General features: G+C 29.1%; 29 protein-coding genes. 16 read left to right on the plus strand and 13 right to left on the minus strand.

The window, feature by feature from the left end; translation table 11 throughout:
* Positions 1-2 precede the first annotated feature (2 nt).
* The 6 genes from ACTTAQ_RS03590 to ACTTAQ_RS03615 are packed head-to-tail and all read left to right on the plus strand — an operon-like array spanning position 3 to position 4,768.
* Entirely contained in the window at positions 3-2,432 is a 2,430-nt protein-coding gene (locus ACTTAQ_RS03590; RefSeq protein ID WP_440695624.1) for a chromosome segregation SMC family protein, read from the plus strand.
* Positions 2,433-2,440: 8 nt separating this feature from the next.
* A complete protein-coding gene (locus tag ACTTAQ_RS03595) occupies positions 2,441-2,713 on the plus strand; it encodes an AtpZ/AtpI family protein (protein ID WP_440695626.1) in 273 nt (90 codons plus the stop codon).
* A gap of 5 nt (positions 2,714-2,718) precedes the next feature.
* Positions 2,719-3,450, plus strand: coding sequence for a F0F1 ATP synthase subunit A (locus ACTTAQ_RS03600; RefSeq protein ID WP_440695628.1), 732 nt, complete (start codon positions 2,719-2,721; stop codon positions 3,448-3,450).
* Between the two features lie 14 nt (positions 3,451-3,464).
* Positions 3,465-3,692, plus strand: a complete 228-nt coding sequence (locus tag ACTTAQ_RS03605) for a F0F1 ATP synthase subunit C (RefSeq protein WP_009359834.1) — start codon at positions 3,465-3,467, stop codon at positions 3,690-3,692.
* An 11-nt stretch (positions 3,693-3,703) separates the two neighbouring features.
* A complete protein-coding gene (locus tag ACTTAQ_RS03610; protein ID WP_440695630.1) occupies positions 3,704-4,276 on the plus strand; it encodes a F0F1 ATP synthase subunit B family protein in 573 nt (190 codons plus the stop codon).
* Entirely contained in the window at positions 4,277-4,768 is a 492-nt protein-coding gene (locus ACTTAQ_RS03615) for a F0F1 ATP synthase subunit B family protein (RefSeq protein WP_440695632.1), read from the plus strand. It begins immediately after the preceding gene.
* An 8-nt stretch (positions 4,769-4,776) separates the two neighbouring features.
* Here the strand turns inward: ACTTAQ_RS03615 and ACTTAQ_RS03620 are convergent, their stop codons facing one another.
* Positions 4,777-5,007: a CDGSH iron-sulfur domain-containing protein gene (locus tag ACTTAQ_RS03620; protein WP_440695633.1), complete on the minus strand. Its 231-nt coding sequence runs from the start codon at positions 5,005-5,007 to the stop codon at positions 4,777-4,779.
* A 46-nt stretch (positions 5,008-5,053) separates the two neighbouring features.
* Between ACTTAQ_RS03620 and ACTTAQ_RS03625 the strand changes: the two genes are divergently transcribed.
* Positions 5,054-5,995, plus strand: coding sequence for a homoserine kinase (locus ACTTAQ_RS03625; RefSeq protein ID WP_440695635.1), 942 nt, complete (start codon positions 5,054-5,056; stop codon positions 5,993-5,995).
* Entirely contained in the window at positions 5,988-6,407 is a 420-nt protein-coding gene (gene rnhA / locus ACTTAQ_RS03630) for a ribonuclease HI (RefSeq protein WP_440695637.1), read from the plus strand. The genes ACTTAQ_RS03625 and rnhA overlap by 8 nt, the downstream gene beginning before the upstream one ends.
* Here rnhA and thrC read toward each other — a convergent pair.
* From thrC to coxB, 8 genes are read right to left on the minus strand one after another with little or no spacing between them, the layout of a single operon-like run.
* Entirely contained in the window at positions 6,404-7,783 is a 1,380-nt protein-coding gene (thrC, locus tag ACTTAQ_RS03635; protein ID WP_440695639.1) for a threonine synthase, read from the minus strand. The genes rnhA and thrC overlap by 4 nt on opposite strands.
* Positions 7,780-8,418 carry an SURF1 family protein gene (locus tag ACTTAQ_RS03640; RefSeq protein WP_440695746.1) on the minus strand — a complete coding sequence of 213 codons (639 nt, stop codon included), beginning with the start codon at positions 8,416-8,418 and terminating at the stop codon, positions 7,780-7,782. The genes thrC and ACTTAQ_RS03640 overlap by 4 nt, the downstream gene beginning before the upstream one ends.
* Before the next feature lie 6 nt (positions 8,419-8,424).
* On the minus strand, positions 8,425-9,213 hold the full coding sequence (locus ACTTAQ_RS03645) for a cytochrome c oxidase subunit 3 (protein WP_009359827.1): 789 nt from the start codon (positions 9,211-9,213) through the stop codon (positions 8,425-8,427).
* A gap of 8 nt (positions 9,214-9,221) precedes the next feature.
* The gene (locus tag ACTTAQ_RS03650; RefSeq protein ID WP_440695641.1) at positions 9,222-9,746 is read right to left on the minus strand and encodes a cytochrome c oxidase assembly protein; all 525 of its coding nucleotides are present in this window, start codon (positions 9,744-9,746) and stop codon (positions 9,222-9,224) included.
* Positions 9,747-9,857 (minus strand): serine protease, encoded by a 111-nt coding sequence (locus tag ACTTAQ_RS03655; RefSeq protein WP_156798299.1) that lies wholly within the window; start codon positions 9,855-9,857, stop codon positions 9,747-9,749.
* Positions 9,858-10,775: a heme o synthase gene (gene cyoE, locus ACTTAQ_RS03660; protein WP_440695643.1), complete on the minus strand. Its 918-nt coding sequence runs from the start codon at positions 10,773-10,775 to the stop codon at positions 9,858-9,860. It lies immediately after the preceding gene.
* A 6-nt stretch (positions 10,776-10,781) separates the two neighbouring features.
* Positions 10,782-12,389 carry a cytochrome c oxidase subunit I gene (gene ctaD / locus ACTTAQ_RS03665; RefSeq protein ID WP_009359824.1) on the minus strand — a complete coding sequence of 536 codons (1,608 nt, stop codon included), beginning with the start codon at positions 12,387-12,389 and terminating at the stop codon, positions 10,782-10,784.
* Positions 12,389-13,213: a cytochrome c oxidase subunit II gene (coxB, locus tag ACTTAQ_RS03670; protein ID WP_440695645.1), complete on the minus strand. Its 825-nt coding sequence runs from the start codon at positions 13,211-13,213 to the stop codon at positions 12,389-12,391. Before coxB ends, ctaD begins: the two co-directional genes overlap by 1 nt.
* Before the next feature lie 71 nt (positions 13,214-13,284).
* Here coxB and tldD point away from each other — a divergent pair, with 71 nt between their 5' ends.
* Positions 13,285-14,703, plus strand: a complete 1,419-nt coding sequence (gene tldD, locus ACTTAQ_RS03675) for a metalloprotease TldD (RefSeq protein ID WP_440695647.1) — start codon at positions 13,285-13,287, stop codon at positions 14,701-14,703.
* A 1-nt stretch (position 14,704) separates the two neighbouring features.
* Here the strand turns inward: tldD and ACTTAQ_RS03680 are convergent, their stop codons facing one another.
* Positions 14,705-15,409: an RsmE family RNA methyltransferase gene (locus ACTTAQ_RS03680; RefSeq protein ID WP_440695649.1), complete on the minus strand. Its 705-nt coding sequence runs from the start codon at positions 15,407-15,409 to the stop codon at positions 14,705-14,707.
* Positions 15,410-15,430: 21 nt separating this feature from the next.
* Here ACTTAQ_RS03680 and ACTTAQ_RS03685 point away from each other — a divergent pair, with 21 nt between their 5' ends.
* Genes ACTTAQ_RS03685 through ACTTAQ_RS03715 form a run of 7 tightly spaced genes read left to right on the plus strand, consistent with a single transcriptional unit; the run spans position 15,431 to position 23,033 of the window.
* Entirely contained in the window at positions 15,431-16,099 is a 669-nt protein-coding gene (locus tag ACTTAQ_RS03685) for a haloacid dehalogenase type II (RefSeq protein ID WP_440695651.1), read from the plus strand.
* A gap of 3 nt (positions 16,100-16,102) precedes the next feature.
* Positions 16,103-16,963, plus strand: coding sequence for a 4-hydroxybenzoate octaprenyltransferase (gene ubiA, locus ACTTAQ_RS03690; RefSeq protein WP_440695653.1), 861 nt, complete (start codon positions 16,103-16,105; stop codon positions 16,961-16,963).
* Positions 16,956-18,275, plus strand: coding sequence for a TldD/PmbA family protein (locus tag ACTTAQ_RS03695; RefSeq protein WP_440695655.1), 1,320 nt, complete (start codon positions 16,956-16,958; stop codon positions 18,273-18,275). Before ubiA ends, ACTTAQ_RS03695 begins: the two co-directional genes overlap by 8 nt.
* 1 nt (position 18,276) lies before the next feature.
* A complete protein-coding gene (locus ACTTAQ_RS03700; protein WP_440695657.1) occupies positions 18,277-20,019 on the plus strand; it encodes an ABC transporter ATP-binding protein in 1,743 nt (580 codons plus the stop codon).
* Complete coding sequence (locus tag ACTTAQ_RS03705) at positions 20,019-21,245, plus strand: 3-deoxy-D-manno-octulosonic acid transferase (protein ID WP_440695659.1); 1,227 nt, start codon at positions 20,019-20,021, stop codon at positions 21,243-21,245. Before ACTTAQ_RS03700 ends, ACTTAQ_RS03705 begins: the two co-directional genes overlap by 1 nt.
* A complete protein-coding gene (gene lpxK, locus ACTTAQ_RS03710) occupies positions 21,242-22,165 on the plus strand; it encodes a tetraacyldisaccharide 4'-kinase (protein ID WP_440695660.1) in 924 nt (307 codons plus the stop codon). The genes ACTTAQ_RS03705 and lpxK overlap by 4 nt, the downstream gene beginning before the upstream one ends.
* Positions 22,152-23,033: a lysophospholipid acyltransferase family protein gene (locus tag ACTTAQ_RS03715; protein WP_440695662.1), complete on the plus strand. Its 882-nt coding sequence runs from the start codon at positions 22,152-22,154 to the stop codon at positions 23,031-23,033. Before lpxK ends, ACTTAQ_RS03715 begins: the two co-directional genes overlap by 14 nt.
* Here ACTTAQ_RS03715 and ACTTAQ_RS03720 read toward each other — a convergent pair.
* From ACTTAQ_RS03720 to xseA, 3 genes are read right to left on the minus strand one after another with little or no spacing between them, the layout of a single operon-like run.
* The gene (locus tag ACTTAQ_RS03720; RefSeq protein ID WP_440695664.1) at positions 23,030-23,833 is read right to left on the minus strand and encodes a M23 family metallopeptidase; all 804 of its coding nucleotides are present in this window, start codon (positions 23,831-23,833) and stop codon (positions 23,030-23,032) included. The genes ACTTAQ_RS03715 and ACTTAQ_RS03720 overlap by 4 nt on opposite strands.
* A complete protein-coding gene (locus ACTTAQ_RS03725) occupies positions 23,826-24,008 on the minus strand; it encodes a DUF2093 domain-containing protein (RefSeq protein WP_440695666.1) in 183 nt (60 codons plus the stop codon). Before ACTTAQ_RS03725 ends, ACTTAQ_RS03720 begins: the two co-directional genes overlap by 8 nt.
* Positions 24,005-25,198, minus strand: a complete 1,194-nt coding sequence (gene xseA / locus ACTTAQ_RS03730; protein ID WP_440695667.1) for an exodeoxyribonuclease VII large subunit — start codon at positions 25,196-25,198, stop codon at positions 24,005-24,007. The genes ACTTAQ_RS03725 and xseA overlap by 4 nt, the downstream gene beginning before the upstream one ends.

The raw sequence follows: 25,198 nt of genomic DNA on the forward strand, positions 1-25,198 counted from the left end.
AAATGAAATTTAAAGAAATAGAAGTCTCTGGATTTAAATCTTTTGCTGATAAAACAAATTTTTATTTTGAAAAAGGTCTCACCGGAATAGTTGGGCCAAATGGTTGCGGTAAGTCAAATGTTGTTGAAGCTCTTAGATGGGCAATGGGTGAAACTTCTGCTAAAAGTTTGAGAGGATCTGGAATGGAAGATGTTATTTTTAATGGAACATCTAATAGACCATCAAAAAATATTTGTGAAGTTTCTATAAAACTTGAAAATAACGATGATGTTGTACAATTTAAAGGTATTCCAGAAATAGAAATAAAAAGAAAGTTAGAAAAAGATAAAGGCTCAAAATATTATATTAACGGTAAAGAAGTTAGAGCCAAAGATGTTCAAATTGTTTTTGCCGACCTATCTACTGGACCGCATTCTCCATCAATGGTTAGTCAAGGACGTGTCGGAGCTTTAATAACTGCAAAGCCGACTGATCGAAGAGCAATATTAGAAGAAGCAGCAGGTATTGCGGGATTACACGCCAGAAGACATGAGGCAGAGTTAAGATTAAATGCAGCTGAGAATAATTTAAAAAAGGCTGACGATTTAATGAAGCAAACAGAAAATCAACTTAAGAATTTAGTTAAGCAAGCAGAAGAGGCATCAAAATATAAGGAAATTTCAGATGAAATTAGAAGATATGAAGCAGCTATTATATTTTTAAATTCTACCCAGGTTGAAAAAGAAATTGAAGAAAACAAAGATAAGCTAAATGAATTTGAAGACGAAATAAGCGCTGTAAATATTGAAAAAAACTTTAATGAGAATGAAATTGAAAAACTTAAAGCTGAAATTCAACCAATAAATATTAAATCAAACGAGTTAAGCTCAAATTTGCAAAAATTAAAAATTGAATTTGATCAAATCAATAAAGATGAGGAAAGAGTCAAAATTGAAATTGAAAAAATAAAAAAGGATATAAAATTAACTTATTCAGATATTAGCAGAGAAAAAGAAATCATAGCAAATTCAACTAATAATGAGGAGAGGCTTATTAAAGAGAGAAATGATATTGCTGAAGTTGAAAAAAATTATTATGAAATTGAGAAAGCAGCAACAGACGATTACAAGGATTCTTTAAATCAACTAAACAAAGCAAAAGAAGCTCTTAAAAGTTTTTTTAATAAACTGATTAATATTGTTAAAAATAAAGAAGAAATCAATGAAGATACTATTCAACAAGAATTTAAAAAAGAATTTGAAAATATTGAAAATCAACAGGAAAAATATGCATCAAGATTTGGTAAATATGATTTAGTAAAGCAAGAAGCAATCAAAAGAAAAGAAAGGCTCAATAATATTGATAAAGAAATTCAAAACTGGAGAGATTTAAAAGAAAATTCAACAAATAAACTAGGTGAGCTTAAAGAAAAAGTTAACTCTTTAGAAAATGGATTAGAAAAAGAAGAGGATAAACCAAGACAAATTGCAGAAAAAAGAGGTTCGTATCAACAGAATATTAAAAATATAGAAGAGGATATTGAGGGTATAAAGTCAAATCTCATCATTAAAGAAAATAAAATTAATGAGTTAAATTTAGCTTTAAAAAAAATTAACGAAAGTACACTGCAAAAAACTGAGTTTAGAGTGCGATCACAAACAATTATTGAAGGTTTAAGATCTAAACTAAAAGAATTGCAGCAAAAAAGTTTAATTGATTTTAACATAGATTTAAATGGCATTGCTGACTTTTCAAAAATTGAAAATCTAAATCAATTATCAATAGAAGATGCCCAAAATCATTTGGAACTTCTAAAAAAAAGTAGAGAGTCAATGGGTGCAGTAAATTTGAGAGCAGACAACGAAACTAAAGAACTGCAAGATAAAATAGATAAAATGATGAATGACAGAAAAGATTTAGTTCATGGACTTCAAAAACTTAAATCAAGTATCAATGATTTAAACCAAAAAGGACGTGAAAGATTGTTAGATGCTTTTGAGAAAGTTAATAGAAAATTTAATGATGTATATACAAAATTATTTGCAGGTGGAAATGCAAGATTAGAACTAATAGAGTCCGATGATCCTCTAGAAGCAGGCCTTGAACTTTTAGTCAGTCCACCAGGTAAAAAACTTCAATCGATCACACTATTATCTGGTGGGGAGCAGGCTTTAACAGCGCTTGCATTAATTTTTGCGGTATTTTTGATTAATCCTGCACCAATATGTGTCTTGGATGAAGTCGATGCACCTCTAGACGATGCTAACGTCACTAGGTTCAATGGATTAGTAGAAGAACTTACAAGACTTACAGAAACAAAATTTGTAATCATAACACACCATGCGCTTACCATGTCAAAAATGAATAGATTGTACGGAGTGACTATGGCTGAAAGGGGTGTAAGCCAATTAGTTGCTGTTAATTTAGATAAGGCTGAAGAATTAGTAGCATAAATTAATTAATGGAACTCAAAGAATTAAAAGACAAAGTTAAAGAAATTCAATCTGAGTTAAAAAAAAAAGAAATCAAAGAAAAAAATGCTAGTCCTCTAGGGATTGCAATGAAAATGGGCACAGAGTTTGTTGCTGCCGTTTTTGTCGCAAGCTTCATAGGATTTTATGTTGATAAATGGCTTGAAACTACGCCAGTTTTTATAATAATTTTTTTTATTATCGGATCAGTTGCAGGCATATTTAATGTTGTGCGATCTTCTAAAATGATTAATAAAGACTAAATTTTATGGCAAATCCGATGAATCAGTTCGAGGTCAAAACCATTGGCCCAAAGATAGAAATAGGAAACTTTGATATTTCATTCAGTAATGCAAGTTTATTTATGGTAATTACAGTAGCTACAATTTCTTTATTATTTATATTTGCGACACAAAAAAAATCGTTAGTACCATCAAGGCTACAATTGCTAGCTGAAATGGCCTACGAATTTGTTGCAAAAATGATTTCTGAAACTGCAGGCAGTAAGGCGAGACCTTATTTTCCATTTATTTTAACTTTATTTCTTTTTGTATTATTTTGTAACATGATTGGAATGGTCCCCTACTCGTTCACGGTTACAAGTCACATTATTGTCACTTTTGCACTAGCAATTTTTATTTTTATAGGTGTTACAATTATAGGTTTTGTTAAACATGGCTTTGGTTATTTAAAATTATTTGTACCTTCAGGAGTACCAGTAGTATTGCTTCCAATTATAGTTGTAATTGAAGTGATATCTTACCTAAGTAGACCCGTAAGTTTATCAGTAAGACTTTTTGCAAACATGATGGCTGGTCATACTATGATGAAAGTGTTTGGTGGTTTTGTGATTAGTTTAGGTTTAGTAGGTGGTTGGTTACCATTAGGTTTTTCTGTTGCATTAACTGGCTTAGAGATACTTGTTGCTTTTCTACAAGCGTATGTTTTTGCAATTTTAACATGCATCTATTTAAATGATGCGCTCAATTTACATCATTAACAAAGGAGGAAAAAATGGAAGTAGCAGCAGCAAAATTAATTGGAGCAGGACTTGCAGCGATAGCATTAGCTGGAGCAGGTGTAGGTATTGGTACTATTTTTGGTAATTACCTTTCTGCAGCAATTAGAAATCCATCAGCGGCTCAAAAACAATTTCCAAATTTATTACTTGGTTTCGCATTAGCAGAAGCTACAGGATTATTTGGATTGGTTGTTGCATTAATTATCTTATTTGCATTTTAAATAATTTTTTAATGTTAAGGGTTTTAATATTTTCAATTTTTACCTCTTCAGCAGCTTTTGCTGCTGAAAGCGGTGGAATGCCCCAACTTGATCCAAATAGTTGGGTGCCTCAAATTTTTTGGTTAATTATAACATTTGGAGGCCTGTATATTGTTATATCCAAAATAGTTTTCCCAAGACTTTCTGAAAGTATTGAACAAAGAAATGATTACGTAAGTGATCTAGTAGATGAAGCAAAAACTTTAGCTGAGCAAACTGAAAAATTAAATAATGAATATAAAGAATTAATTTCTAATTCAAAAAAAGAAGCTCAAGAAATTATCACTAACGGAAGAAAAAAATTAAATGCTGAGTTTGATAAAAAAAAGAACGAATTAGATAAAAACATTTCAGAACTTACTGAGAAAGCTGAAAAAGAAATACAAAGTTTTAAATCTAATTCAATTAAAGATGTGCAAACGATTGCAAGTCAAGTATCTGGGGAATTACTTAAAGAGCTATCACTTAATGATGAAATTGATCAAAACATTATTATTAAAAAGATTGAAGATATCAGTAAAAAGAAAATGGGAGAATTAAATTAAATGTTTGATGCAAGCTTTTGGGTAGCTATCGCATTTTTTCTTTTTGTGCTCCTTTTAGTCTTTAAAAAAGTTCCACAAATTGTGTTGGGACAAATTGATAATAAAATAAATGAGTTAAAAAATAAAATTAATGAAGCAGAGGAGTTAAAATCAAATAGTGAAAAACTTCTAAGTGAGGCAAAAAGTAAATTAGAAAAATCTGATGAAGAAAATTCAAATATTTTGGCTAAAGCTCAAAAAATAAGTGACGATGAAATTTCAGCTTCATTGGAAAAAATGAAGATTTCTTTAGAAAATAAAGAAAAAGCAGCACAAAATAAAATTGAACAAGCTAAAAATGATGCAATTAATCAGGTAAAAAAATTGGCAACAAAGGTTGCTCTTGAAACTGTCGAAAAAGTTTTAACTGAAAATCTAGATGGTAAAAAACAAGAAGAAATTAATCTTTCTAAAGTTAAACAATCCATAGAAAAGTTAAAAAATATTAATTAATTATATTTTTAAGAATTATGTGAACCATCACAATATGGTGGGTTCTTAGTTAATTTGCATGTACAAAGATAATACTCCTTCGTCTCTTCAACTCTAAAACTTTGAGATTTTTTTTCTGACTTACCTTTGTGCGATCCATCACACATTGGTTGTTTGTCTGATAGCCCACAGGTGCACCAAAAATATACACGATCTTTATCAAGATTTACTTGAATCGGTTGTTTAACTTTTTTGTCCATAAGTCTATACATACCTATGCTAAAATTTAAAAATGTAAAATAAAAAATGGCTGTATTTACAAAACTAAAATTAATCGACATAAAAAAAATTATTGATAATTATGATATCGGTAAATTAGAAAAATTTCATGGCATCAAAGAAGGAATAGAAAATACCAATTACTTTATCAAAACATCAAAACAAAAATTAATACTTACGATTTTCGAAAAACGAGTTCGTAAACAAGATGTACCATTCTTTGTTAATTTAATGGATGCGCTAAACAAAAAAAAAATTAAATGCCCAAAACCTATTAGAAATAAAAATAATAGAACAATCTTTCAAATTAATAATAAACCAGCAATTATTGTGTCTTTTCTAGATGGAAAGTCAAAAAGAAAGCTTTCATACAAAAACTGTTTAAATGTAGGAAAACAAATTGCAAAATTTCATCAAATTTCGTCACGGATAAAACTTAAAAGAAAAAATACTCTTGATTTTAATGAATGGGTAAAAATATTTAATAAAACCGAAAAAAATTACCCTAATTATTCAAAAAAATTAAAAAAGTATCTAAAAATATATAAACAAAATAAACCAAGAAAAATCTCTGGTGGAATAATACATGCAGATCTATTTCCAGATAATATTTTTTTCAAAAATGATAAATTTTCTGGATTTATAGATTTTTATTTTTCTTGTAATAGTCCTTATTTGTACGAACTTGCTGTATGTATTAATGCATTCTGTTTTAATCAAAATAAGATTAACAAATTAAAAATCAAAAAACTTTTACAAGGATACCTGTCTATCAAAAAAATAAGTAATAAAGAATTAAGATCACTTAATATACTGTGTCTTGGTGCAGCTATTCGGTTTTTTGTAACAAGATTATATGATTTAAAAAACACACCAAAAAATGCAGAGATTAAGAAAAAAGATCCACGCGAATATTTAATTAAAATGGATTATTTTTATAAGAATTTACATAAAACTTTATATGATTAAAATTTATACTGATGGAGCATGTTCTGGAAATCCTGGTCGCGGAGGTTGGGCTGCAATAATATTAAATGGTGAAAAAATTGAGAAAATTTCTGGCTCGAAAGATAATACTACAAATAACAGAATGGAACTGACTGCTGTGATATCTGCTCTCAAATACGTTAAAGATAAAGATTTAGAAATTTATACAGACTCAAAATATACTAAAGATGGCATTGAGAAATGGATCTCGAATTGGAAAAAAAACGGCTGGAAAACAGCAAATAAACAAGATGTAAAAAATAAAGATCTTTGGAATGAATTAGATCAATTAAATTCTGAGAAAAATGTACAGTGGAATTGGGTAAAGGGACATGCCAATAATCAATATAATAACATGGCAGATGAGTTAGCTAGATCTGAAGTTGAGAATTAAATTTTTTTTAAAATATATTCTTTAACAGTATTTATATTATTATCTAGAATATCAAATTTTTCTATTTTGTTATCAATCCCATTGAATTCATTAGGTAAATTAGGAAATTCATTAATAGCTTTATTAATTGCAAGCGGAAATTTTGATGGGTGCGCTGTCTCAAAACAAAAACACTCATCATCTTTATAATTTTCTTGTTTTAGTGGTTTGACAGCAGTTGCGGTATGAGGATCAATAATATATTTATGATTATTGTAAATATCTCTTATAATATCAAGAGTTTCATCTTCGCTGCAGCTACTTGCTGAAAAATCCTTTTGTAAATTTTTTAACTGAGTTTGTGAAAGATTAAAAAATCCTTTAGTTTTTAAATCATTCATTAAATTACTTAGTTCATCGGAATTTTGTTTACATAAATAAAATAAAATTCTCTCAAAATTACTAGCAACTTGAATATCCATACTAGGAGATATAGATCCAACAACTTCTAAAGGCTTATATTCACCGCTTTTAATACAGCGTTCTAAAATATTATTCTGATTTGTTGCAACGATTAGATTTTTTATGTTTAAGCCCATCTGTTTTGCTACATATCCTGCGTAAACATCTCCAAAATTTCCTGTGGGAACTGAAACTACAATAGAGTCTTTTTTGTTACATTTGTAAAAAATGTAAAAATAATAAACTATTTGCGCAATAATACGCGCCCAATTTATAGAGTTTACACCAGACATATTAATATGATTTGAAAATTCTTTATCGACAAACATGTCCTTAACGATTTTTTGACAATCATCAAAACTACCTTTGATTGCTATATTAAAAACATTGTTTGCATCATAGGTAGTCATGAGTTTTCTTTGGACCTCAGAAATTCTATTATCCGGATGTAAAACAAAAATATTAATATTTTTTTTATTTTGAATTGCATCAATAGCTGCTGCTCCTGTGTCTCCAGATGTTGCAGTAACAAGATTAATTTTTTGATTTGTCTCCTTTAAAAGAAACTCATACATTTGACCTAGAACTTGCATGGCAATATCTTTAAATGCCAATGTTGGTCCGTGATGAAGCTGTACAAAAGAGATGTGATCAAGCTTTTTGATGTCTACAATATTATCATTTCGGAAAGTTGCGTATGCTTTATCAATTATAGATCTTAATTCATCTTGAGAAAATGTATCACCTACAAATAAGCTAAATATTTCATAGCTCATTTCTTGAAAATTATAATTGCTAAACTTTTTTAAATCTGAAGATGAGATTACTGGAATATTTTTTGGTAAAAATAAACCTCCATCTTGCGAAAGACCTTTAAAGAATATTTCTTTAAATGTTAAATCTAAGTTTTTGTCTCTTGTACTAAAATATTTCATATTTTTTTTCTGTAAACTAAGAATGCTATAATTATCACAAAACATAAACTGTACCATGTTAAAGCATATTGCAAATGATTATTTGGTAATTTAATTTTCTCTGTTTTTTTTAGATTATACTCTTTTAAAAGATTTGAATTATTTTCTGCAATTAGAGGAAATAGTTTTTTTTTATAATTTAACTCAAGTAATGACATATCCAAAAAGAAAATAAGATCAGTGGAATTATCAGGAGTAAATGCATTTTTTCTTTTTGGTTTTAATAAAATAGCATCAAAAACTTTGACGTCTTTGAAGTCCTTTTTAGCTAATTTAAATTTTTTTGGTGACCAACCTGCCTTGGATAATACAATTGTGCCTACAGTTTCAATCGGTAAATATACATCATACCCATAACTACCTTTTGATCCCAGCGAGTAAACAAATATGGGTTCATGAAGAATCTTTCCTGTAATTTGAACTTTAGAGTATAATTCTGAATTAGAACTAAAATTTTTAGATGGCTTTAAGTATGACTTTGATATTTCTGATATTAGTTCATTTTTCCATTGAAGCCTATAAACTTGCCAAGACCCAAGTGAAAAGAGTATGAGAATTATAAAATAAGTAAATAAATTAAAAAATTTGGACTTCAGAAAATTTTAACTGCCCCAAATGTAAACTGCAGCAAATAAAAATAGCCATACAACATCAACAAAATGCCAATACCATGCAGCTGCTTCAAATCCAAAGTGATGATCTGGTTTATAATGTCCAGCATTTACTCTGAATAAACATACTAATAAAAATAATGTTCCAACTAACACATGAAATCCATGGAAGCCTGTCGCCATATAAAATGTAGCTCCGTAAATTCCTGATGATAGATTAAATGGTGCAACCACATATTCATACGCTTGGAACATTGTAAATATTGCACCTAGTATAACTGTTAAAATTAAACCTTGTTTTAAACTCTTTCTGTCATTTTCTAATAGAGCGTGATGAGCCCAAGTTACAGTGGTTCCAGATAATAATAAAATTAATGTGTTAATTAAAGGGATATGCCATGGGTCCAATGTTTCAATTCCTTTTGGCGGCCATACTGACCCGCCAACTGCATCAGGGTAAAGACTTGCATCAAAATACGCCCAGAACCAGGCTACAAAAAACATGACCTCAGAAACAATGAAAAGTATCATTCCATATCTCATACCAATTTGCACAACCGGAGTGTGATCTCCATTATGCTCAGCCTCATTAATGACATCTCTAAACCACATAAACATACCGTATAGCGTTACTGCTGCCCCTACATAAACCAACCATAAATTTTTAGACGTAAAATAATAAACTGCACCAACTGCTAAAATTAAAGCTGCAAATGAACAGAAAATCGGCCAAGGACTTGGGTCAACTAAATGGTAATCATGTTTTTTTTCAGCTGCCATAATAATTCTCAATCTTTTACTTTAAATAGACTGTAAGATAAAGTTATCTCACTGGTCCCTTTCGTCGCTGGGTCTTCTACAATTTTTGGGTCTATATAATATGCGACTGTAAATTCTTTAATTTCATTGGGTTTTATTGTTTGTTTTTCAAAACAAAAACACTGCAATTTTTGAAAATACTTACCAACAATTGGGGGACTAGTATTAAAAGTTGATATCACTTTTTCTGGTTCAGGTTGCTGATTCTCAACTAAAAATTTAATAGTATTAACTTCTCCTATTTTAACCTCACTCAAATTTTTAGCAGGTTTAAAGTTAAAAGATAAATCAGGGCTGGTATTCGCATCAAATCTTATTTTAATTTTCTGATCCAAAACGACCTTTGACTCTTTATTAGTCTTTTGAGTAGTTCCACCAAAACCTGTAACTCTACAAAATAGATCATAAAGCGGAACTGAAGCGAAAGATAAACCTATCATCGCTACAACTAATACTACTAAGTATTTAGGATTGATTTTAAAGGTTTTAGACACTTATTTTAGTGAAACGCCAATTTGATAAATTGTAATAAAAAATAAGAAAATCATAATAACAACTAATATTCCAAGAGTGATATAATTTTTTTTCTTAGTTTTTTTATCCATTTAAATGCCGAGATAATTATCAATTAAGATTGTTGAAAATATAAAGAATAAGTAAAAAATTGAAAAAACAAAAATTTTTGTAGCTATCTTGTCATAAATTTTTTTATCAACTTCTTTAAAAAGTTTGTATGATAAATAAATATAATAAAACCCAAAACCTATTGCGATAATCAAATTTATTATTCCTGCAAAACCTAAAAAGTATGGCAAAATTGTAAATGGAAATAAAAGAACTGAATAAATTAGAATATTTTTTTTTGTGTAATTTTCTCCAGCTACAACTGGTAGCATTGGAATGCCTGCATTTTTGTAATCTTCATTTTTATATAGGCTTAACGCCCAAAAATGAGATGGGGTCCATAAAAAAATAATTAAAAATAAAATAACTGGTTCAATTGAAATACTATTCGTTGCGATAGTCCATCCAATAACTGGTGGGAAAGCACCAGCTGCTCCACCTATGACAATATTTTGAGGAGTTTTTCTTTTAAGCCAAACTGTATAAACAAAAAAATAAAAACCGATTGTAATAGTTAATACTAAAGCAGATAAAAAATTAGAAAAAGAATAAAGTCCAATTATTGATAGAATTGACATTGATAAGCCAAACCACATAGCATGGTCTTGTTTTAACTTGCCTAGTGGTAAAGGCCTAAGACAAGTTCTGCTCATTAATTTATCAGTATCAGACTCATACCACATATTTAATGCTCCGGCCGCACCAGCGCCAATTGCTACAAAGAAAAGTGAAATAACAGAATTTAAAAAATCTACTTTTACAGGAGCAATAACTAAACCGACTAAAGCAGTAAAAATCACGAGTGACATCACTCTTGGTTTCATTAACTCATAAAAGGAAATAAAAATCTGCGAGAAACTTACTGTTGTATTGTTTAATTCAGTTGTTCTCGCAGACACTTCAAATTATTTAATTTTAGGTAACTCGTTAAATTGATGGAAAGGTGGTGGAGAAGATAAAGTCCACTCTAATGTTGTTGCACCTTCACCCCAATAATTTGCTTCCACAGCTTTCTTTCTCATAAACGCGTGAGTAACTGCAGCAAAAAATACGACTAAACTTACTACTGAAAGCATAGATCCTAGTGATGAAATATAATTCCACCCTGCATAAGCATCAGGATAATCTGCATATCTTCTTGGCATTCCTGCTAAGCCTAGAAAGTGTTGTGGGAAAAATACTAAATTAACTGAGATAAAAGTTAACCAAAAATGCAGCTTTCCTAAAAATGGTGAAATTTCGTAACCTGACATTTTACCGAACCAATAATAAAAACCTGCAAAAATTGAGAATACCGCACCTAATGAAAGCACATAATGGAAATGTGCAACAACATAATAAGTATCATGTAGCGCAGTATCTACACCTGCATTAGCCAGAACTACTCCAGTAACTCCACCAACTGTAAATAAAAAGATAAATCCTAAAGCCCAAAGCATCGGGGTATCAAATCTAATTGAACCTCCCCACATTGTAGCTATCCATGAAAATACTTTAATTCCTGTAGGAACTGCAATGACCATAGTTGCAAAAGTGAAGTAGGCTCGAGTATCTGCACCCATACCCACAGTGTACATGTGGTGAGCCCAAACGATAAAACCTACAAAACCAATTGAGACCATCGCATAAGCCATTCCTAGATATCCAAAAACAGGTTTTTTTGAAAAGGTAGACACAATGTGACTGATCATTCCAAAGCCCGGTAGAATTAAAATGTAAACTTCTGGATGACCAAAAAACCAAAATAAATGTTGGAATAAAATTGGATCTCCGCCGCCTTCAGGATTAAAGAAAGCAGTTCCAAAATTTCTATCAGTTAATAACATTGTAATACCTCCAGCTAATACAGGGACAGCAAGTAATAATAAGAATGCCGTAATTAGCATTGACCATACGAATAATGGCATTTTGTGTAGAGTCATCCCAGGGGCTCTCATATTAAATATTGTAGTAATAAAATTAATTGCTCCTAAAATTGAAGAAGCACCAGCCACGTGTAAACTTAATATCGCTAAATCCATCGCTGGACCTGGTTGAGCTGTTGTAGAAAGCGGAGGGTAAATTGTCCAACCTCCTCCAACACCAGTTTGACCTGGAGGGCCTTCAACAAAAAGTGAAGCTATCAAAAGTATAAGAGCTGTAGGTAATAACCAGAAAGAAATATTATTCATTCTAGGAAAAGCCATATCTGGTGCACCAATTTGAATTGGGACAAACCAATTTCCAAATCCACCAATCATTGCAGGCATTACCATGAAGAAAATCATTAATAAGCCATGACCAGTAACCAAAACATTATATAAGTGATAATTACCACCTAAAATTCCATCACCTGGATACATTAGCTCAGCTCGAATAATTACTGAAAATGCAAAACCAATAACTCCAGCGATTAATGCGAACCACAAATAAAGTGTTCCGATATCTTTATGGTTTGTTGACAGTAACCATCTTCTCCAACCTGTAGGGTTGTGATCATGCGCATGATCTGCAGATGCAGTATATGTTGACATTACATTTTCTCCTTAATTTTATTCTTTTTTACAATTCTAGAATTATTATCTTCTTCCATTGCATATTTCTTTTTTGCTTCAACTAACCAAGAGGCGTATTTATCTTCTGAAACAACATGAAGCTCTATTGGCATGAACGCATGCTTAATCCCGCAAAGCTCTGAACACTGCCCATAATAAACACCTTCTTTCTCAGCCTTAAACCAAGTCTCATTTATTCTTCCCTTTATTGCATCACGTTTAACTCCAAAGGCTGGCATAGCCCACGCGTGATTTACATCGGCAGATGTAATTAAAACTTTTACAACTTTATTTACCGGAACTACAATTTTTGTATCTGTTGCCAATAATCTTGGCTGACCTGGTTTTAAATCTTTATCTTCAATCATCACAGATTCAAAAGCAATTTTTTCATCTGGATACTCATAACCCCAGTACCATTGATAACCTATAGCTTTTAAAGTTACGTCAGCTTTTGGAATAGTTTCTTCTTTATAAAGTAATTTAAAAGATGGTACTGCAATGACGACTAATATTAGACATGGAATAACAGTCCATAAAACTTCTAACATAACATTGTGGGTTGATTTGGATGGAGTTGGATTTTTAGACTCTCTAAATTTTACCATTAAATATAACATTAAGAATAAAACAAATACGCTTATTCCAATAATCACTGGTAATAAGATGTAGTTGTGCATCCAAGTTATGTCTTGCATTATGGATGTTACCGCAGGCTGAAAACCTAATTGCCAATCTTTGGGCTGCGCTGACTGAGCAGAAAAAGATATGAAAATAAAAAATAAAGTATACAGTTTTTTCATGATTTTGATTTTGCTTTTATAGCAAAAACATCTAAATTGTACTTTGCGACACTTTGACAAAACACTAATATATGAGCGACTTTTTTAACAATTCTGACATTTCTCAACAGCAGGCTGAGCAAGTTGTGTCAGAGACTTTAAACAACTGTGATGATGGTGAACTATTCTTAGAAAATTCTAAAAGTGAGTCTCTCGTACTGGATGATGGTAAGATTAAAAATACAAGTTTTGACTCAAGTTTAGGTTTTGGTTTTAGGGCGGTCCAAGACGACAAAACTGCATTTTGTCACTCTAATATTATATCAAAAAAATCTCTAAATGATGCTTCTCAAAATTTGGTTTCAAACATGAACAATGGTTCAAATAAAGTTCAAAAACAAAGTAACCCAAAAAGAACAAATGTAAAATTATATGAAGACAAAGATCCAATTGAAAATAAACCTTTTAAGGAAAAAGTGGAGCTTTTAAAAAAAATAGATGATTATGTAAGACAAAAAAATCCAAATATAAAGCAAGTGACAGCATCTTTTTTTGGTGAACACCAATCAGTAGAAATTATAAAATCTGACAACCAAGTTTACAAAGATCAAAGACCATTAGTCAGATTTAATGTTTCTGTGATGATGGAAAGAAATGGAAAAAAAGAAACAGGATCTTATGGTACCGGTGGCAGAATGGATTATGAAAATTATCTTGGTAGCGATAACTGGAAGACTATTTGCGATGAGGCAATCAGACAAGCTGAAGTCAATTTAGACAGTAAACCAGCTCCTGCAGGTGAAATGAAAGTTGTCTTAGGTCCAGGCTGGCCAGGCATCATCTTGCATGAAGCTATCGGGCACGGTCTTGAGGGAGATTTTAATAGAAAAAAAACATCTGCATTTCATAATTTGGTAGGGCAAAAAATTGCACACGAAAATGTAACTGTAGTTGATGATGGAACAATTGCAAGTCGAAGAGGATCATTAACAATTGATGATGAAGGCACTCCAACATCAAGAAATATCTTAATTGAAAACGGTATATTAAAAAATTTCATGCAAGATCGGATGAATGCAAAACTAATGAAAGTTGAACCAACCGGAAATGGAAGAAGAGAAAGTTTTGAATATGCACCAATGCCTAGAATGACCAACACATTCATGATTAATGGAAATCATACACAAGATGAAATGATTAAAAGTGTAGATAAAGGTATTTTCGCAGTTTCGTTTGGTGGAGGTCAGGTAGATATAACAAATGGTAAATTTGTATTTTCATGCACTGAAGCTTATGAAATTAATAATGGAAAGATTGGAGCTCCATTAAAAGGCGTTACTTTAATTGGTAATGGTCCAGATATTTTAACTAAAGTTTCAATGGTTGGAAATGATATGAAACTTGATCCTGGTATTGGAACTTGTGGCAAAGCTGGTCAATGGGTGCCTGTTGGAGTTGGACAGCCATCGATCTTAGTTGATCAAATTACTGTTGGCGGAACAAGTATCTAGTTTAGTTAAAAAAGTTATTAAATAAAACTAAAGAAGCAATAGCAGCAGTTTCACTTCTTAAAATTCTTTTTCCTAAAGAAAAACTTATAAAATTATTGTTTGATCTTAAAGTCTTTAATTCCTTTGATGAAAAGTCACCCTCTGGTCCAATCAAAATTGAATTATTTTCTTTTAAATTAATTTTTAATTTAGAAAAATTAATACCTGACTGTATATCTGCAAAAAATACTTTGTCCTTTTGTTGATTTAGAAACTTATCAAAACTTATCGGATCAAATATATCTGGAATATTAAGCTGATTAGATTGCTCTACCGCTTCTTTAATAATCTTTCTAATTCTATTTAAATTTAACTTTCGATTTTCTGTGTGGTCAGAGATCACAGGTATAAAACTTTTAACTCCTATTTCAGTACATTTTTGTATTAAAGTATCAAGTTTGTGAGATTTTGGAGGGCAGAAAATTAAATTAATATTATTTTGGATTTTTTCATACTCTGCTTTTTGAACAACTTCTAAAATTAGTTTTTTTTTATTTATTTCAATGACGCGGCATAAATATTCTCCATTATTTTCATTAAAAAGAAAAATATCAGAACCAACTTCACATCTCATTACATTTGAAAGATAATGATAATCATCATCAATAATATTAATTGTTTTTTTTTCTTCTAGAGATTCATTGAAAAATAATCTAATTTTAGTCATTAAATCAATTTATATCTCATTATGAAAATTGAAAATATTAAAGTTTGTGCTTTTGATGCTTACGGAACTTGCTTTGACATTAATTCTGCAGCTCAAGAACTATCCAGCGAAATTGGGGAGGATTGGCTTTCTTTTTCTTCAACTTGGAGAACAGTACAGCTTGAATATACATGGTTAAGATCATTAATGAAAAAATATGTTGATTTTTGGAAAATCACAGAAGACTCTTTGGATTTTGCAATGGATGCGCACAAAATTAATATTAAATTTAAAAATCAATTATTGAATCTATATAAAAAATTAAATGCTTATCCCGAGTTATCAAATTGTTTAGAATATTTAAGAGACAAAAAAATTAAAACCTGCATTTTATCCAATGGCTCCCCTATTCTACTTAATGACTTAGTAAATCACGCTAATGTGAAAAATTTATTTGATAATATTTTATCAGTTGATGAAATTAAAGTTTATAAGCCAGATCCTAAAGTTTATGAAATGGTAACAAAAAAATACAAGTGTACGCCAAATGAAGTTTGCTTTATGAGTTCAAATACCTGGGATGTCGTAGGTGGAGGAGTATACGGTTTTCATACATGTTGGGTTAATAGATTTGAAAAAGAGTTTGATAGACTTGATTATCAACCTGATAAAATTATTAAAGATCTGTCTGATCTCTCCAAACTGCTTTAATAAATGAAAAATTATTTACTTTTGATGCGACTTGATAAGCCAATTGGTTTTATGCTTTTATTTTGGCCATGTTCATGGGGGTTTGCAATTGCCTTAAACAAAAGACCCATGGATAATGAATGGTTTTTATACTTATTATTTTTTTTCATTGGCTCTGTTTTAATGAGAAGTGCAGGATGTATTTATAATGATATTGTTGACAGAAAAATTGATCAAAAAGTAGAAAGAACAAAATCAAGACCGATTGCTTCTAATAAAATATCTTTAAAGAGTGCCTGGATTTTAATTATTGCTTTATGCTCTCTTTCATTAGCAATACTTCTACAATTTAATTTAAATACAATCTTATTTGGCTTAGCATCTGGCTTATTGATTATATGTTATCCGTTTATGAAACGAATAACCTACTGGCCTCAACTTTTTTTAGGTATTGTTTTTAATTGGGGTGTAATTTTGAGTTACTTAGTATTTTTTGAGGAAATTAATTTAGAAATCATTCTTCTTTATCTATCAGCAATTTTTTGGACCTTAGGTTATGATACTATTTATGGAATGCAAGATTTGGAAGATGATCTAAAAATTGGAGTTAAATCAACTGCAATAAAGTTTAAAAAAAATATTAAGCTATTTTTGACTTTGGTTTATTCTTTTAGTTTTATAATTTTAATTATTTCTAACCTGCTGATAGTGGATTTGTTTAAATTTGAATTCATTTTTTACCTGATACCAATGTTTTTTTTAATATTTCAAATTAAGTCGGTAAAAATTAATAATAATAGTCAAAACTTAAGTCTTTTTAAAATAAATAATTATTATGGGTTGTCTATTTTTATAATTCAAATACTTGTTTTTAAACATGCTTAAAACTAAAGATTTCCTATCAGATCTGGCAACAAAATGTATTTCAAAATCCAAAAATTTAGGTGCCACTGATGTTGAAGTAGGCTTAAGTAATAATATTTCTGAAACATTAAATTTTAGAAATGGAAAAATTGAACATTTTGATCGATCAGAAACTCTTTCACTTGGCCTTACTACTTACATAAATAAAAAAAAATCAAATGTTTCAACATCAAATCTTGATCAAAATAATCTTATTTTATTAATAGAAAAATGTATTGAGTGTACAAAAATTTCTCCTGAAGATAAATATGTAGGTCTTCCTGATAAAAAAGAACTAGAAAATAATAAACAGGACCTGGATCTTTATGATGATAAAGAATTATCGAACGATTTTAAGCAAGACTATTTAAAAGAAATAGAAAATGAAATGTTTTCATTTCCAAAAATAAAGAATTCAAATGGTTCTTCCTTTTCTGAAAATAAATCAAATTTTATTTTTGCAAACAGTAACGGATTTTGTGATGGTTATTATACTTCTTCATTTTCAATCTTTTGCGAGGCACTAGCTGAAGAAGATGGTGAAATGGAGAGGGATTATGAGATGTCAATATCTCGTTTTTATAAAGATTTAGAAAATGCAAAAACAATTGGAAAAATTGCTGCTGAAAAAGCTTGTAAAAGACTTGGAGCTAAAAAAATAGAATCTGGGAAAATGCCAGTTATTTTTGACAAAAGAGTTTCTAAATCTTTACTCTCAACTTTTGCATCAGCTATATCTGGTTCATCATTTGTGAGAGGAACATCTTTTTTAAAAGAATATTTAGGGAAAGATATCTTTTCAAAAGAGGTTAACATAATCGATGATCCATTAATTGAAAGGGGGCTGGGTTCTCAAGCATTTGATGCTGAGGGGGTTAAAAATAAAAAAATAAATGTCGTAAAAAATGGCAGATTTAATGAATTACTTTTAGATACCTATAATTCTAAAATTCTAAATATGACCTCTAATGGCAGATGTGGAGGCACAACAAATTTTTACCTTGAAAATGGCAATGAGGACTTAAAAAAAATTATATCTGAGCAAAAAAAGGCCTTTTTTGTAACAGAACTTATTGGACGAGCTGGAGATATTACAAATGGTAATTATAGTGTAGGTGCATCTGGAATTATGATTGAAAATGGTGAGTTTGCCTACCCTGTAAATGAAGTGACCATAGCTAGTAATTTAAAATATATGTTTAAGAATTTAATACCATGCAATGATTTAGATTTTAAAACATCAACTAATAGTCCATCAATTATAATTGATGGTTTAACAATTGCAGGTAAATAAAATGGAGCTAAGTAATCAAGAAGTAGCGATAAGAATATTTAAAACACAAATCAAAAAATATTTTAAAGAAATTTTAATTATTTTTTTATTTGTAATTATTACTTCCCTAACAACGGCTTTTATAGCCTGGTTGCTTGATCCAGCTATAAAAAAAATATTTATTGAAAAAAATACATCAATGCTCATTCTAATACCAGTAGCAATCATAGTAACTTTTTTGATCAAAGCTTTATCAATATTTATCGTGAGAATGACAACTATTAAAATAGCTTTTAATGTTTTGAGAAATATACAAGTGTTAATGACAGGAAAAATATTAATATCTGACCTATCCTATCTAATTGAAAAACATTCTGGAAAATTTATATCAAATTTTGCAAACGACACCCGCATTCTATTAAGTACAATAATGGCCTTTTCACTCAGCTTGGTTAAAGAAAGTTTCACATTAATAGCCTTGCTAGGAGTAATGTTTTATCAAGATTGGCAATTATCTTTGGTTGCGATTACTATGATTCCATTTGCAGCTTATGCTTCAAAGAGAATTGGTAAAAAAATGCAAAAAGCTGCTTCTGAAAATTTAGACGCATTTGGAAATTTTACAAAATTTTTATCAGAAATTTTAAGAGGTACATCTGTAATTCAAATATATCAAAGAGAGAAGGAAGAATTAAAAAAATTCTCTGAAATTATAAATTTAAGATTAAAAAAAGAAAAAAAAGTTGAACAGACGAGACATCGCGCTGGACCAATCATGGAGACTATAAATGCGATAGCAATTGCTTTGGTAATTTTATTTGCTGGATATAGAAGCATTCAAGGTGCGATGGAAATTGGTCAGTTTGTATCTTTCCTTACAGCTTTAATGATGGCATATCAGCCAATTAAGGCTCTAGCCGGAATAAACCTAACAATACAAGAGGGTTTAACTGCAGCAAAAAGAATTTATAAAATTATAGATCAAAGTAATGAAATTGTTCATGATAGTAAATTGCCATTATTATCTATTGGTGAAGGAAAAATTGAATTTAAAGATATAAATTTTTCTTACCCTGATGGTACTATTGCATTAAAAAAACTAAATTTTGAAGTAAAGGGTAAATCATCAGCTGCACTGGTGGGTTTAAGTGGAAGTGGAAAATCAACAATTTTAAATCTTATTCCTAGATTTTATAATTTAAAGGATGGGAGTATTAAAATCGACGAACAAGACATAAATAAAGTTCAGTTAGAGTCTTTAAGGAAAAATATATCACTAGTAAGTCAGGACATCATGCTTTTTGATGATACTGTGAAAGCAAACATAGGATATGGAGATATCTTGGCTAACGAAAATCAAATAAAAGAGGCGGCCAAAAAGGCAGCAGCTGACGAATTTATTAAAAATTTAAGCAATGGATATAATACAATCATTGGAGAATCTGGAATTAAATTATCTGGTGGGCAAAAACAAAGGCTGTCTATAGCAAGGGCCATTTTAAAAAATAGTCCCATAATTTTGTTAGATGAGGCCACTTCTGCCTTAGATACAGAATCAGAGTCTCAAGTTCAAAAAGCAATCGAAAACCTTATCGAAAATAAAACGACTATTATAATTGCTCATAGATTATCTACAGTCAAAAATGTTAATAAAATTTTCGTTATCGAAAATGGAGCAGTTATTGAGCAGGGTTCTCATAATGAATTAATTAATGATTCAGTTGTTTATAAAAAACTTTATAATCAACAAAATCTTAATAATTAATGAAAATAATTTATCTAATTTTAACCTACTTAGCCCATCCTTTCCTGCCACTAATATTAAAATTTAGGGTTAAAAAAAATAAAGAAGATAAATATCGATATAAAGAGAAATTAGGTATTTCTAACATAGTTAATACTAATAATGTTATTTGGTTTCATGTTGCCAGTTTAGGAGAAATAAAATCAATTTTGCCAGTTATCAAATATTACCAAAAAGATAATGATTTAAAAATTTTAATAACGAGCGTTACCTTAAGCTCATATTTTTTTTTTAAAGAAAATCTTCAAAGTAAGAATACAATTCATCAATTTGCACCTTTAGATAGTCCGATAATTATCTCTAATTTTTTAAAACGCTGGAAACCAAAAATTTCAATATTTGTAGAGTCCGAAATTTGGCCAAACATGATCATGCAAACATGTAAAGTTTCTAAATTAATCTTATTAAACTGTAGAATATCAATAAATTCTTTTAAAAGATGGCGCCTATTTAAAAAAACTTTTCAAAATTTAATTAAAAAATTTGACTATATTACTGTACAAAATCAAGAAACATTAAAATTTTTAGAATATTTTGAAATCAAAAATATAAAATACTTTGGAAATTTAAAATTTATTCAACACAAAAAGCATAATAAAAACAATCTTAATATTTCTAATATCAGTAATAGCTGGTGTGCAATGAGTATTCACTTTGAAGAGATTGACTATATTATACAAGCTCACAAGGTATTATTTTCAAATAGTAATATAAGCTCAACATTTTTAATACCGCGACATTTAAATAAAATTAGTGAAATTGAAGAAAAAATTTTATCTGAAAATATTAATTTACAAAAAACTTCGGAGAATAAAATTATTAATAATTTTAATGGCATAATTCTTGTAGACGAATTTGGACTAGCTGATGAAGTTTTTAATTTCACGAATTTTGTTTTTATGGGCGGATCATTTATTAAACATGGTGGTCAAAATCCAATAGAGCCACTTGGATATGGCTGTAATATTTTGTACGGGAAATATATTTTTAATTTCACAGAAATATATAATGAATTAAATCAAAAAAAACTTGCTACGCTTGTTGAAGAACCAGATCAATTATATAAAAAAATTTCAGAGCTTATGGATAATAAGATTAACGTAAACAGTAATTTGTATATTAAAGAATATAGTGACGAAATTTACAAAAATACAATCAATTTTTTAAATCAACAAATCTTAATATGAAGTTTTTATCAACACCAAAATTTTGGAATGACAAAAGTCATCCACTTAAATACTGCTTTTTTCTTTTTTCATTAATTTACTATATTTTGTTTCAGATAAATAAAATAAAGCAAATAATTTTAAAAAAAGAAATTAAAATTAAAACTATTTGTGTTGGTAATATTTATCTAGGTGGAACTGGAAAAACTCCGCTAACAGAAAAAATATACCACAATTTAAAAGATATTAAAAAGACCTGTATAATTAAAAAGTTTAGACAAAATCAAATTGACGAAATTAACATGTTAAATTCTAAAGCAACAATTTTTACACCAAAAAATAGGCTAGCTGGTCTAATTGAGGCAGAGCAAAAAGGTTTTGAAATTGCAATTTTAGATGATGGTATGCAAGACTTTTCGTTCAAAAAAAATAGATCAATTTTATGTATTAAGTCAGAAAAAGGTTTTGGTAATGAAAACATTTTACCAGCTGGTCCTTTAAGAGAAACATTGAGTGCAATTCAAAATTATGAAGTTGCTGTAATTAATGGCAAAAAAAATTTTGTATTAGAAAATCTTTTGAAGAGTTTTAAAAAAGATATAAAAATATTTTATTCAAATTATGTTTTAAAAAATAAAGAAAAATTCTATGACAAAAAATTTTTTGCATTTTCTGGGATTGCAGATAATAAAAGTTTCATAGATTTTTTGAAAAAAAATAATGTTAATATAGTTGAAAATAAATTTTTCCCTGATCATAATATATTTTCGGACAATCAAATCAAAAAATTTATACTTAAGTACAAAAAAAAAGGTGTGGAATTAATCACTACTGAAAAAAATTATAATAGCATTTCATCAAAATGCAAAAAGGATATTTTTTTTACTGAAATTGATTTACAAATAGATAATTTTAAAGATTTTTTAAATGAAATTAATTAAATATTTTTTAGAATTTTTAATAGTTATGTTTTTTTTTACTATTTCAAAAATTCTTGGTTTAAAAAAATCATCATATTTATTTTCTAAAATATTTAAAAAAATTGGCCCTCACATTAGATCATCAAAAAAAATAGAAAAAAATATATTGATAGCTTTCCCAAAACTAAATCAAGAGGAAATTCAATCAATTATGGATCAGATGTGGAGCAATTACGGCAGTGTCTTTGCAGAATATATGCATTTAAACTTTTTAAAAAAAAATAAATATAACAATGTAGAAATCGAAGGTTTGGCTCAACTAAATGAATTAAAAAATTTAAAAAGACCAATACTCTTTTTTTCTGCACATTTAGCCAATTTTGAATTACTTGCAATGTACCTCGAAAAAAAAGGCTTCAATATTTCTGCACTTTATAGGCCTCTGAATAACCCTTTTTTAAATCCCGTAATGGAATATTTAAGAAAAAAACATATTTGCCAAAATCAAATTCCAAAAACTATACCGGGAATTTCAAAATATAAATATGCAGCTAGAGAATTAATTTCTAAAATAAAAAAAGGAGAGAATATAGCTTTGATGGTAGATCAAAAAGTAACACAAGGAATAAAGGTAAACTTTTTTGGCAAGGAGGCTTTGACTATGAATCTGCCCGCACAAATGGCAATAAAATATAATTATATTCTACAGCCATTATCGATTAAGAGAAATATGGAAAATAATTTTTATATTAAAATTGAGAGTCCAATTAATGTAGATAATGAAGACGACGAGTATTCAATAACTTGTAAAATTAATAATAAAATTGAAGAAATAATTACTAAAAATCCAGGTGAATGGATTTGGACACATGATAGGTGGAGAATCTAGTTTAAAGAAATCACTAAGTCTGGGTCGACAGGGACATTATTACAATATAATCTGAAATCTAAATGTGGTCCAGTAGATCTTCCGGTTGATCCTACAGTTGCAATTATTTCCCCTTTTTTTACTAACTGATTTTTCTTAACAAAAGTTTTTTCTAAATGTGAATAAATAGAAATTAAGCCGTGTCCATGATCAATAATAACTGTACCACCTGTAAAAAATAGATTCCTTTCTGATAAAATCACTCTTCCGGAGTTAGAACTCAGAACACTCGTGCCTTTAGGCGCCGCAATATCAATGCCATAATGAGGTCTCCTTGGTTTTCCATTTAAAATTCTTTGGCTACCATAAACTCCAGTTGTGATGCCTTTAGCTGGTCGAATAAAACTATCAAAAAAATAATTTAAATTTGAATTAATATTTTTTGCTTTTGAGATTAATTTTCCCTCACTACGAATTTTTTTCATATCTTCAGCAGTTGGACTAACCTTTCTTTTTGGTAAACCATCAATTCTTTGAATTTTAAATTTTCTAATTTGAATTTTTTTAATTAATTTCTTAATTTCTTTTTTATTTTTTTTTGTTACTATTACAATTTCATTAGTTTGGTCTCGCGGAATACCAAATACAAAATAACCTTTATCACTAATTTTAATTTTTTTGTTATCAACATATAAGTCTATTTTTTTGTCAACTTTACCAGTAATTAGGCCACCTTGAGCAAACTTCCCATATAACTCCAATGAGTTGCATGGTGATGCCATTAAAGAAAAAATGAGAATTATTTTAACAAAGTTAATCATTATTAAACTTTTGATCTATCTCTAATGGTGAAAAATATGCTTCTTGAAGATCTACATTCCAATATCTTAAATCCTTTATCAAAATTTTTTTTTTGGATACTGCACAAATAACATAATCACCTTCTGAAATAATTTCAAAATAACCTTGTTTATACCTAAGTTTTGCTTCTCTCATTTTTTTATTTTAATTTGAGCTTCAATTTCTTCATTATAAAATTGAATTCTTATTTCATTATTTTTTTTTAAGCTTTTTGAATTTTTTATAAACTTTTGACTTTTATCTTTTATAAGAACATATCCTCTTTTTAATGTATTTTGAATATCTAAGCTTTTTAATATAATATTTAAACTTTTTAAATCTGTTGTTTTTAATTTAACGAATGAATTAACATTTAAATATAAATTTTTATATAAATAAAATATATTCTTTTTATTATCTTCGACTATTTTCTTTAAATTTTTTGTCACAAAAATTGATCTTATGTTTCTTAAAAAATTTAAATAATTTTGGGTTAAAATATTAATTGATTGCTTTAAAGAAGACTCTAAAAATTTATTTTTTTCTTTTAAATTTTTAATCTCCGGAACAGCCATTTCGGCTGCTGCTGTTGGAGTAGCGGCACGGAGATCTGCAACAAAATCTAATAATGTAAAATCCGTTTCATGACCTATTGCGGATATAACTGGACTATTAAAAGCAAATACCCTTCTGACAATATTTTCTTCATTAAATGGCATTAAATCTTCAATGCCACCTCCTCCTCTTGCTATAATTACTAGGTCAACAGGATTTTTTTCAAAAAAATCAATCGCATTAATAATCTCTGTCGTAGCATTTTTTCCCTGAACACTAACTGAATAAAGTTTTATATTAGTCGGGAAGCGTGATTGGATTCTGTCTATAATATCCATAATTACAGATCCCGACGATGAAGTGATTACTCCAATTTTGTTTGGCAAAAATGGTATTTGTTTTTTAAATTTTTTATCGAAAATACCTTCTATCTCTAATTTTTTTTTTCTCTGCTCAATAAGTTTGAGCAATGCTCCTTCACCTTTAACTTCAATCTGGTTTACTTGTAACTGATAACTAGAAATACTACTTTTGGCATATGTGCTTATTCTCCCTTCGGCAATAACTTCTATTCCATCTTCCGGCTGAACTTGAAGATAAGGAACTTTTGATGCCCAACATACAGAATTTAAAACATAATTTTCATCTTTTAATGAAAAATAAAGATGGCCTTTAAAATTTTTTACGCTTGAAATCTCACCTCTCACTCTTATTAAATTAAAATTATCTTCAAGAATTCCTCTTGTTAGATTCGTTAGTTCAGTTATAGAAAACTCTGGTATATTACTCAT

Source organism: Candidatus Pelagibacter sp. HIMB109 (assembly GCF_052048155.1).
GTDB lineage: Bacteria > Pseudomonadota > Alphaproteobacteria > Pelagibacterales > Pelagibacteraceae > HIMB114.

Excerpts from the sequence above, each read along its gene's own strand:
- ACTTAQ_RS03590 (WP_440695624.1), top strand. The coding sequence starts at position 3 with ATGAAATTTAAAGAAATAGAAGTCTCTGGATTTAAATCTTTTGCTGAT.
- ACTTAQ_RS03595 (WP_440695626.1), top strand. The coding sequence starts at position 2,441 with ATGGAACTCAAAGAATTAAAAGACAAAGTTAAAGAAATTCAATCTGAG.
- ACTTAQ_RS03600 (WP_440695628.1), top strand. The coding sequence starts at position 2,719 with ATGGCAAATCCGATGAATCAGTTCGAGGTCAAAACCATTGGCCCAAAG.
- ACTTAQ_RS03605 (WP_009359834.1), top strand. The coding sequence starts at position 3,465 with ATGGAAGTAGCAGCAGCAAAATTAATTGGAGCAGGACTTGCAGCGATA.
- ACTTAQ_RS03610 (WP_440695630.1), top strand. The coding sequence starts at position 3,704 with ATGTTAAGGGTTTTAATATTTTCAATTTTTACCTCTTCAGCAGCTTTT.
- ACTTAQ_RS03615 (WP_440695632.1), top strand. The coding sequence starts at position 4,277 with ATGTTTGATGCAAGCTTTTGGGTAGCTATCGCATTTTTTCTTTTTGTG.
- ACTTAQ_RS03620 (WP_440695633.1), bottom strand. The coding sequence starts at position 5,007 with ATGGACAAAAAAGTTAAACAACCGATTCAAGTAAATCTTGATAAAGAT.
- ACTTAQ_RS03625 (WP_440695635.1), top strand. The coding sequence starts at position 5,054 with ATGGCTGTATTTACAAAACTAAAATTAATCGACATAAAAAAAATTATT.
- rnhA (WP_440695637.1), top strand. The coding sequence starts at position 5,988 with ATGATTAAAATTTATACTGATGGAGCATGTTCTGGAAATCCTGGTCGC.
- thrC (WP_440695639.1), bottom strand. The coding sequence starts at position 7,783 with ATGAAATATTTTAGTACAAGAGACAAAAACTTAGATTTAACATTTAAA.
- ACTTAQ_RS03645 (WP_009359827.1), bottom strand. The coding sequence starts at position 9,213 with ATGGCAGCTGAAAAAAAACATGATTACCATTTAGTTGACCCAAGTCCT.
- ACTTAQ_RS03655 (WP_156798299.1), bottom strand. The coding sequence starts at position 9,857 with ATGGATAAAAAAACTAAGAAAAAAAATTATATCACTCTTGGAATATTA.
- ctaD (WP_009359824.1), bottom strand. The coding sequence starts at position 12,389 with ATGTCAACATATACTGCATCTGCAGATCATGCGCATGATCACAACCCT.
- coxB (WP_440695645.1), bottom strand. The coding sequence starts at position 13,213 with ATGAAAAAACTGTATACTTTATTTTTTATTTTCATATCTTTTTCTGCT.
- tldD (WP_440695647.1), top strand. The coding sequence starts at position 13,285 with ATGAGCGACTTTTTTAACAATTCTGACATTTCTCAACAGCAGGCTGAG.
- ACTTAQ_RS03680 (WP_440695649.1), bottom strand. The coding sequence starts at position 15,409 with ATGACTAAAATTAGATTATTTTTCAATGAATCTCTAGAAGAAAAAAAA.
- ACTTAQ_RS03685 (WP_440695651.1), top strand. The coding sequence starts at position 15,431 with ATGAAAATTGAAAATATTAAAGTTTGTGCTTTTGATGCTTACGGAACT.
- ubiA (WP_440695653.1), top strand. The coding sequence starts at position 16,103 with ATGAAAAATTATTTACTTTTGATGCGACTTGATAAGCCAATTGGTTTT.
- ACTTAQ_RS03695 (WP_440695655.1), top strand. The coding sequence starts at position 16,956 with ATGCTTAAAACTAAAGATTTCCTATCAGATCTGGCAACAAAATGTATT.
- ACTTAQ_RS03700 (WP_440695657.1), top strand. The coding sequence starts at position 18,277 with ATGGAGCTAAGTAATCAAGAAGTAGCGATAAGAATATTTAAAACACAA.
- ACTTAQ_RS03705 (WP_440695659.1), top strand. The coding sequence starts at position 20,019 with ATGAAAATAATTTATCTAATTTTAACCTACTTAGCCCATCCTTTCCTG.
- lpxK (WP_440695660.1), top strand. The coding sequence starts at position 21,242 with ATGAAGTTTTTATCAACACCAAAATTTTGGAATGACAAAAGTCATCCA.
- ACTTAQ_RS03715 (WP_440695662.1), top strand. The coding sequence starts at position 22,152 with ATGAAATTAATTAAATATTTTTTAGAATTTTTAATAGTTATGTTTTTT.
- ACTTAQ_RS03720 (WP_440695664.1), bottom strand. The coding sequence starts at position 23,833 with ATGATTAACTTTGTTAAAATAATTCTCATTTTTTCTTTAATGGCATCA.
- ACTTAQ_RS03725 (WP_440695666.1), bottom strand. The coding sequence starts at position 24,008 with ATGAGAGAAGCAAAACTTAGGTATAAACAAGGTTATTTTGAAATTATT.
- xseA (WP_440695667.1), bottom strand. The coding sequence starts at position 25,198 with ATGAGTAATATACCAGAGTTTTCTATAACTGAACTAACGAATCTAACA.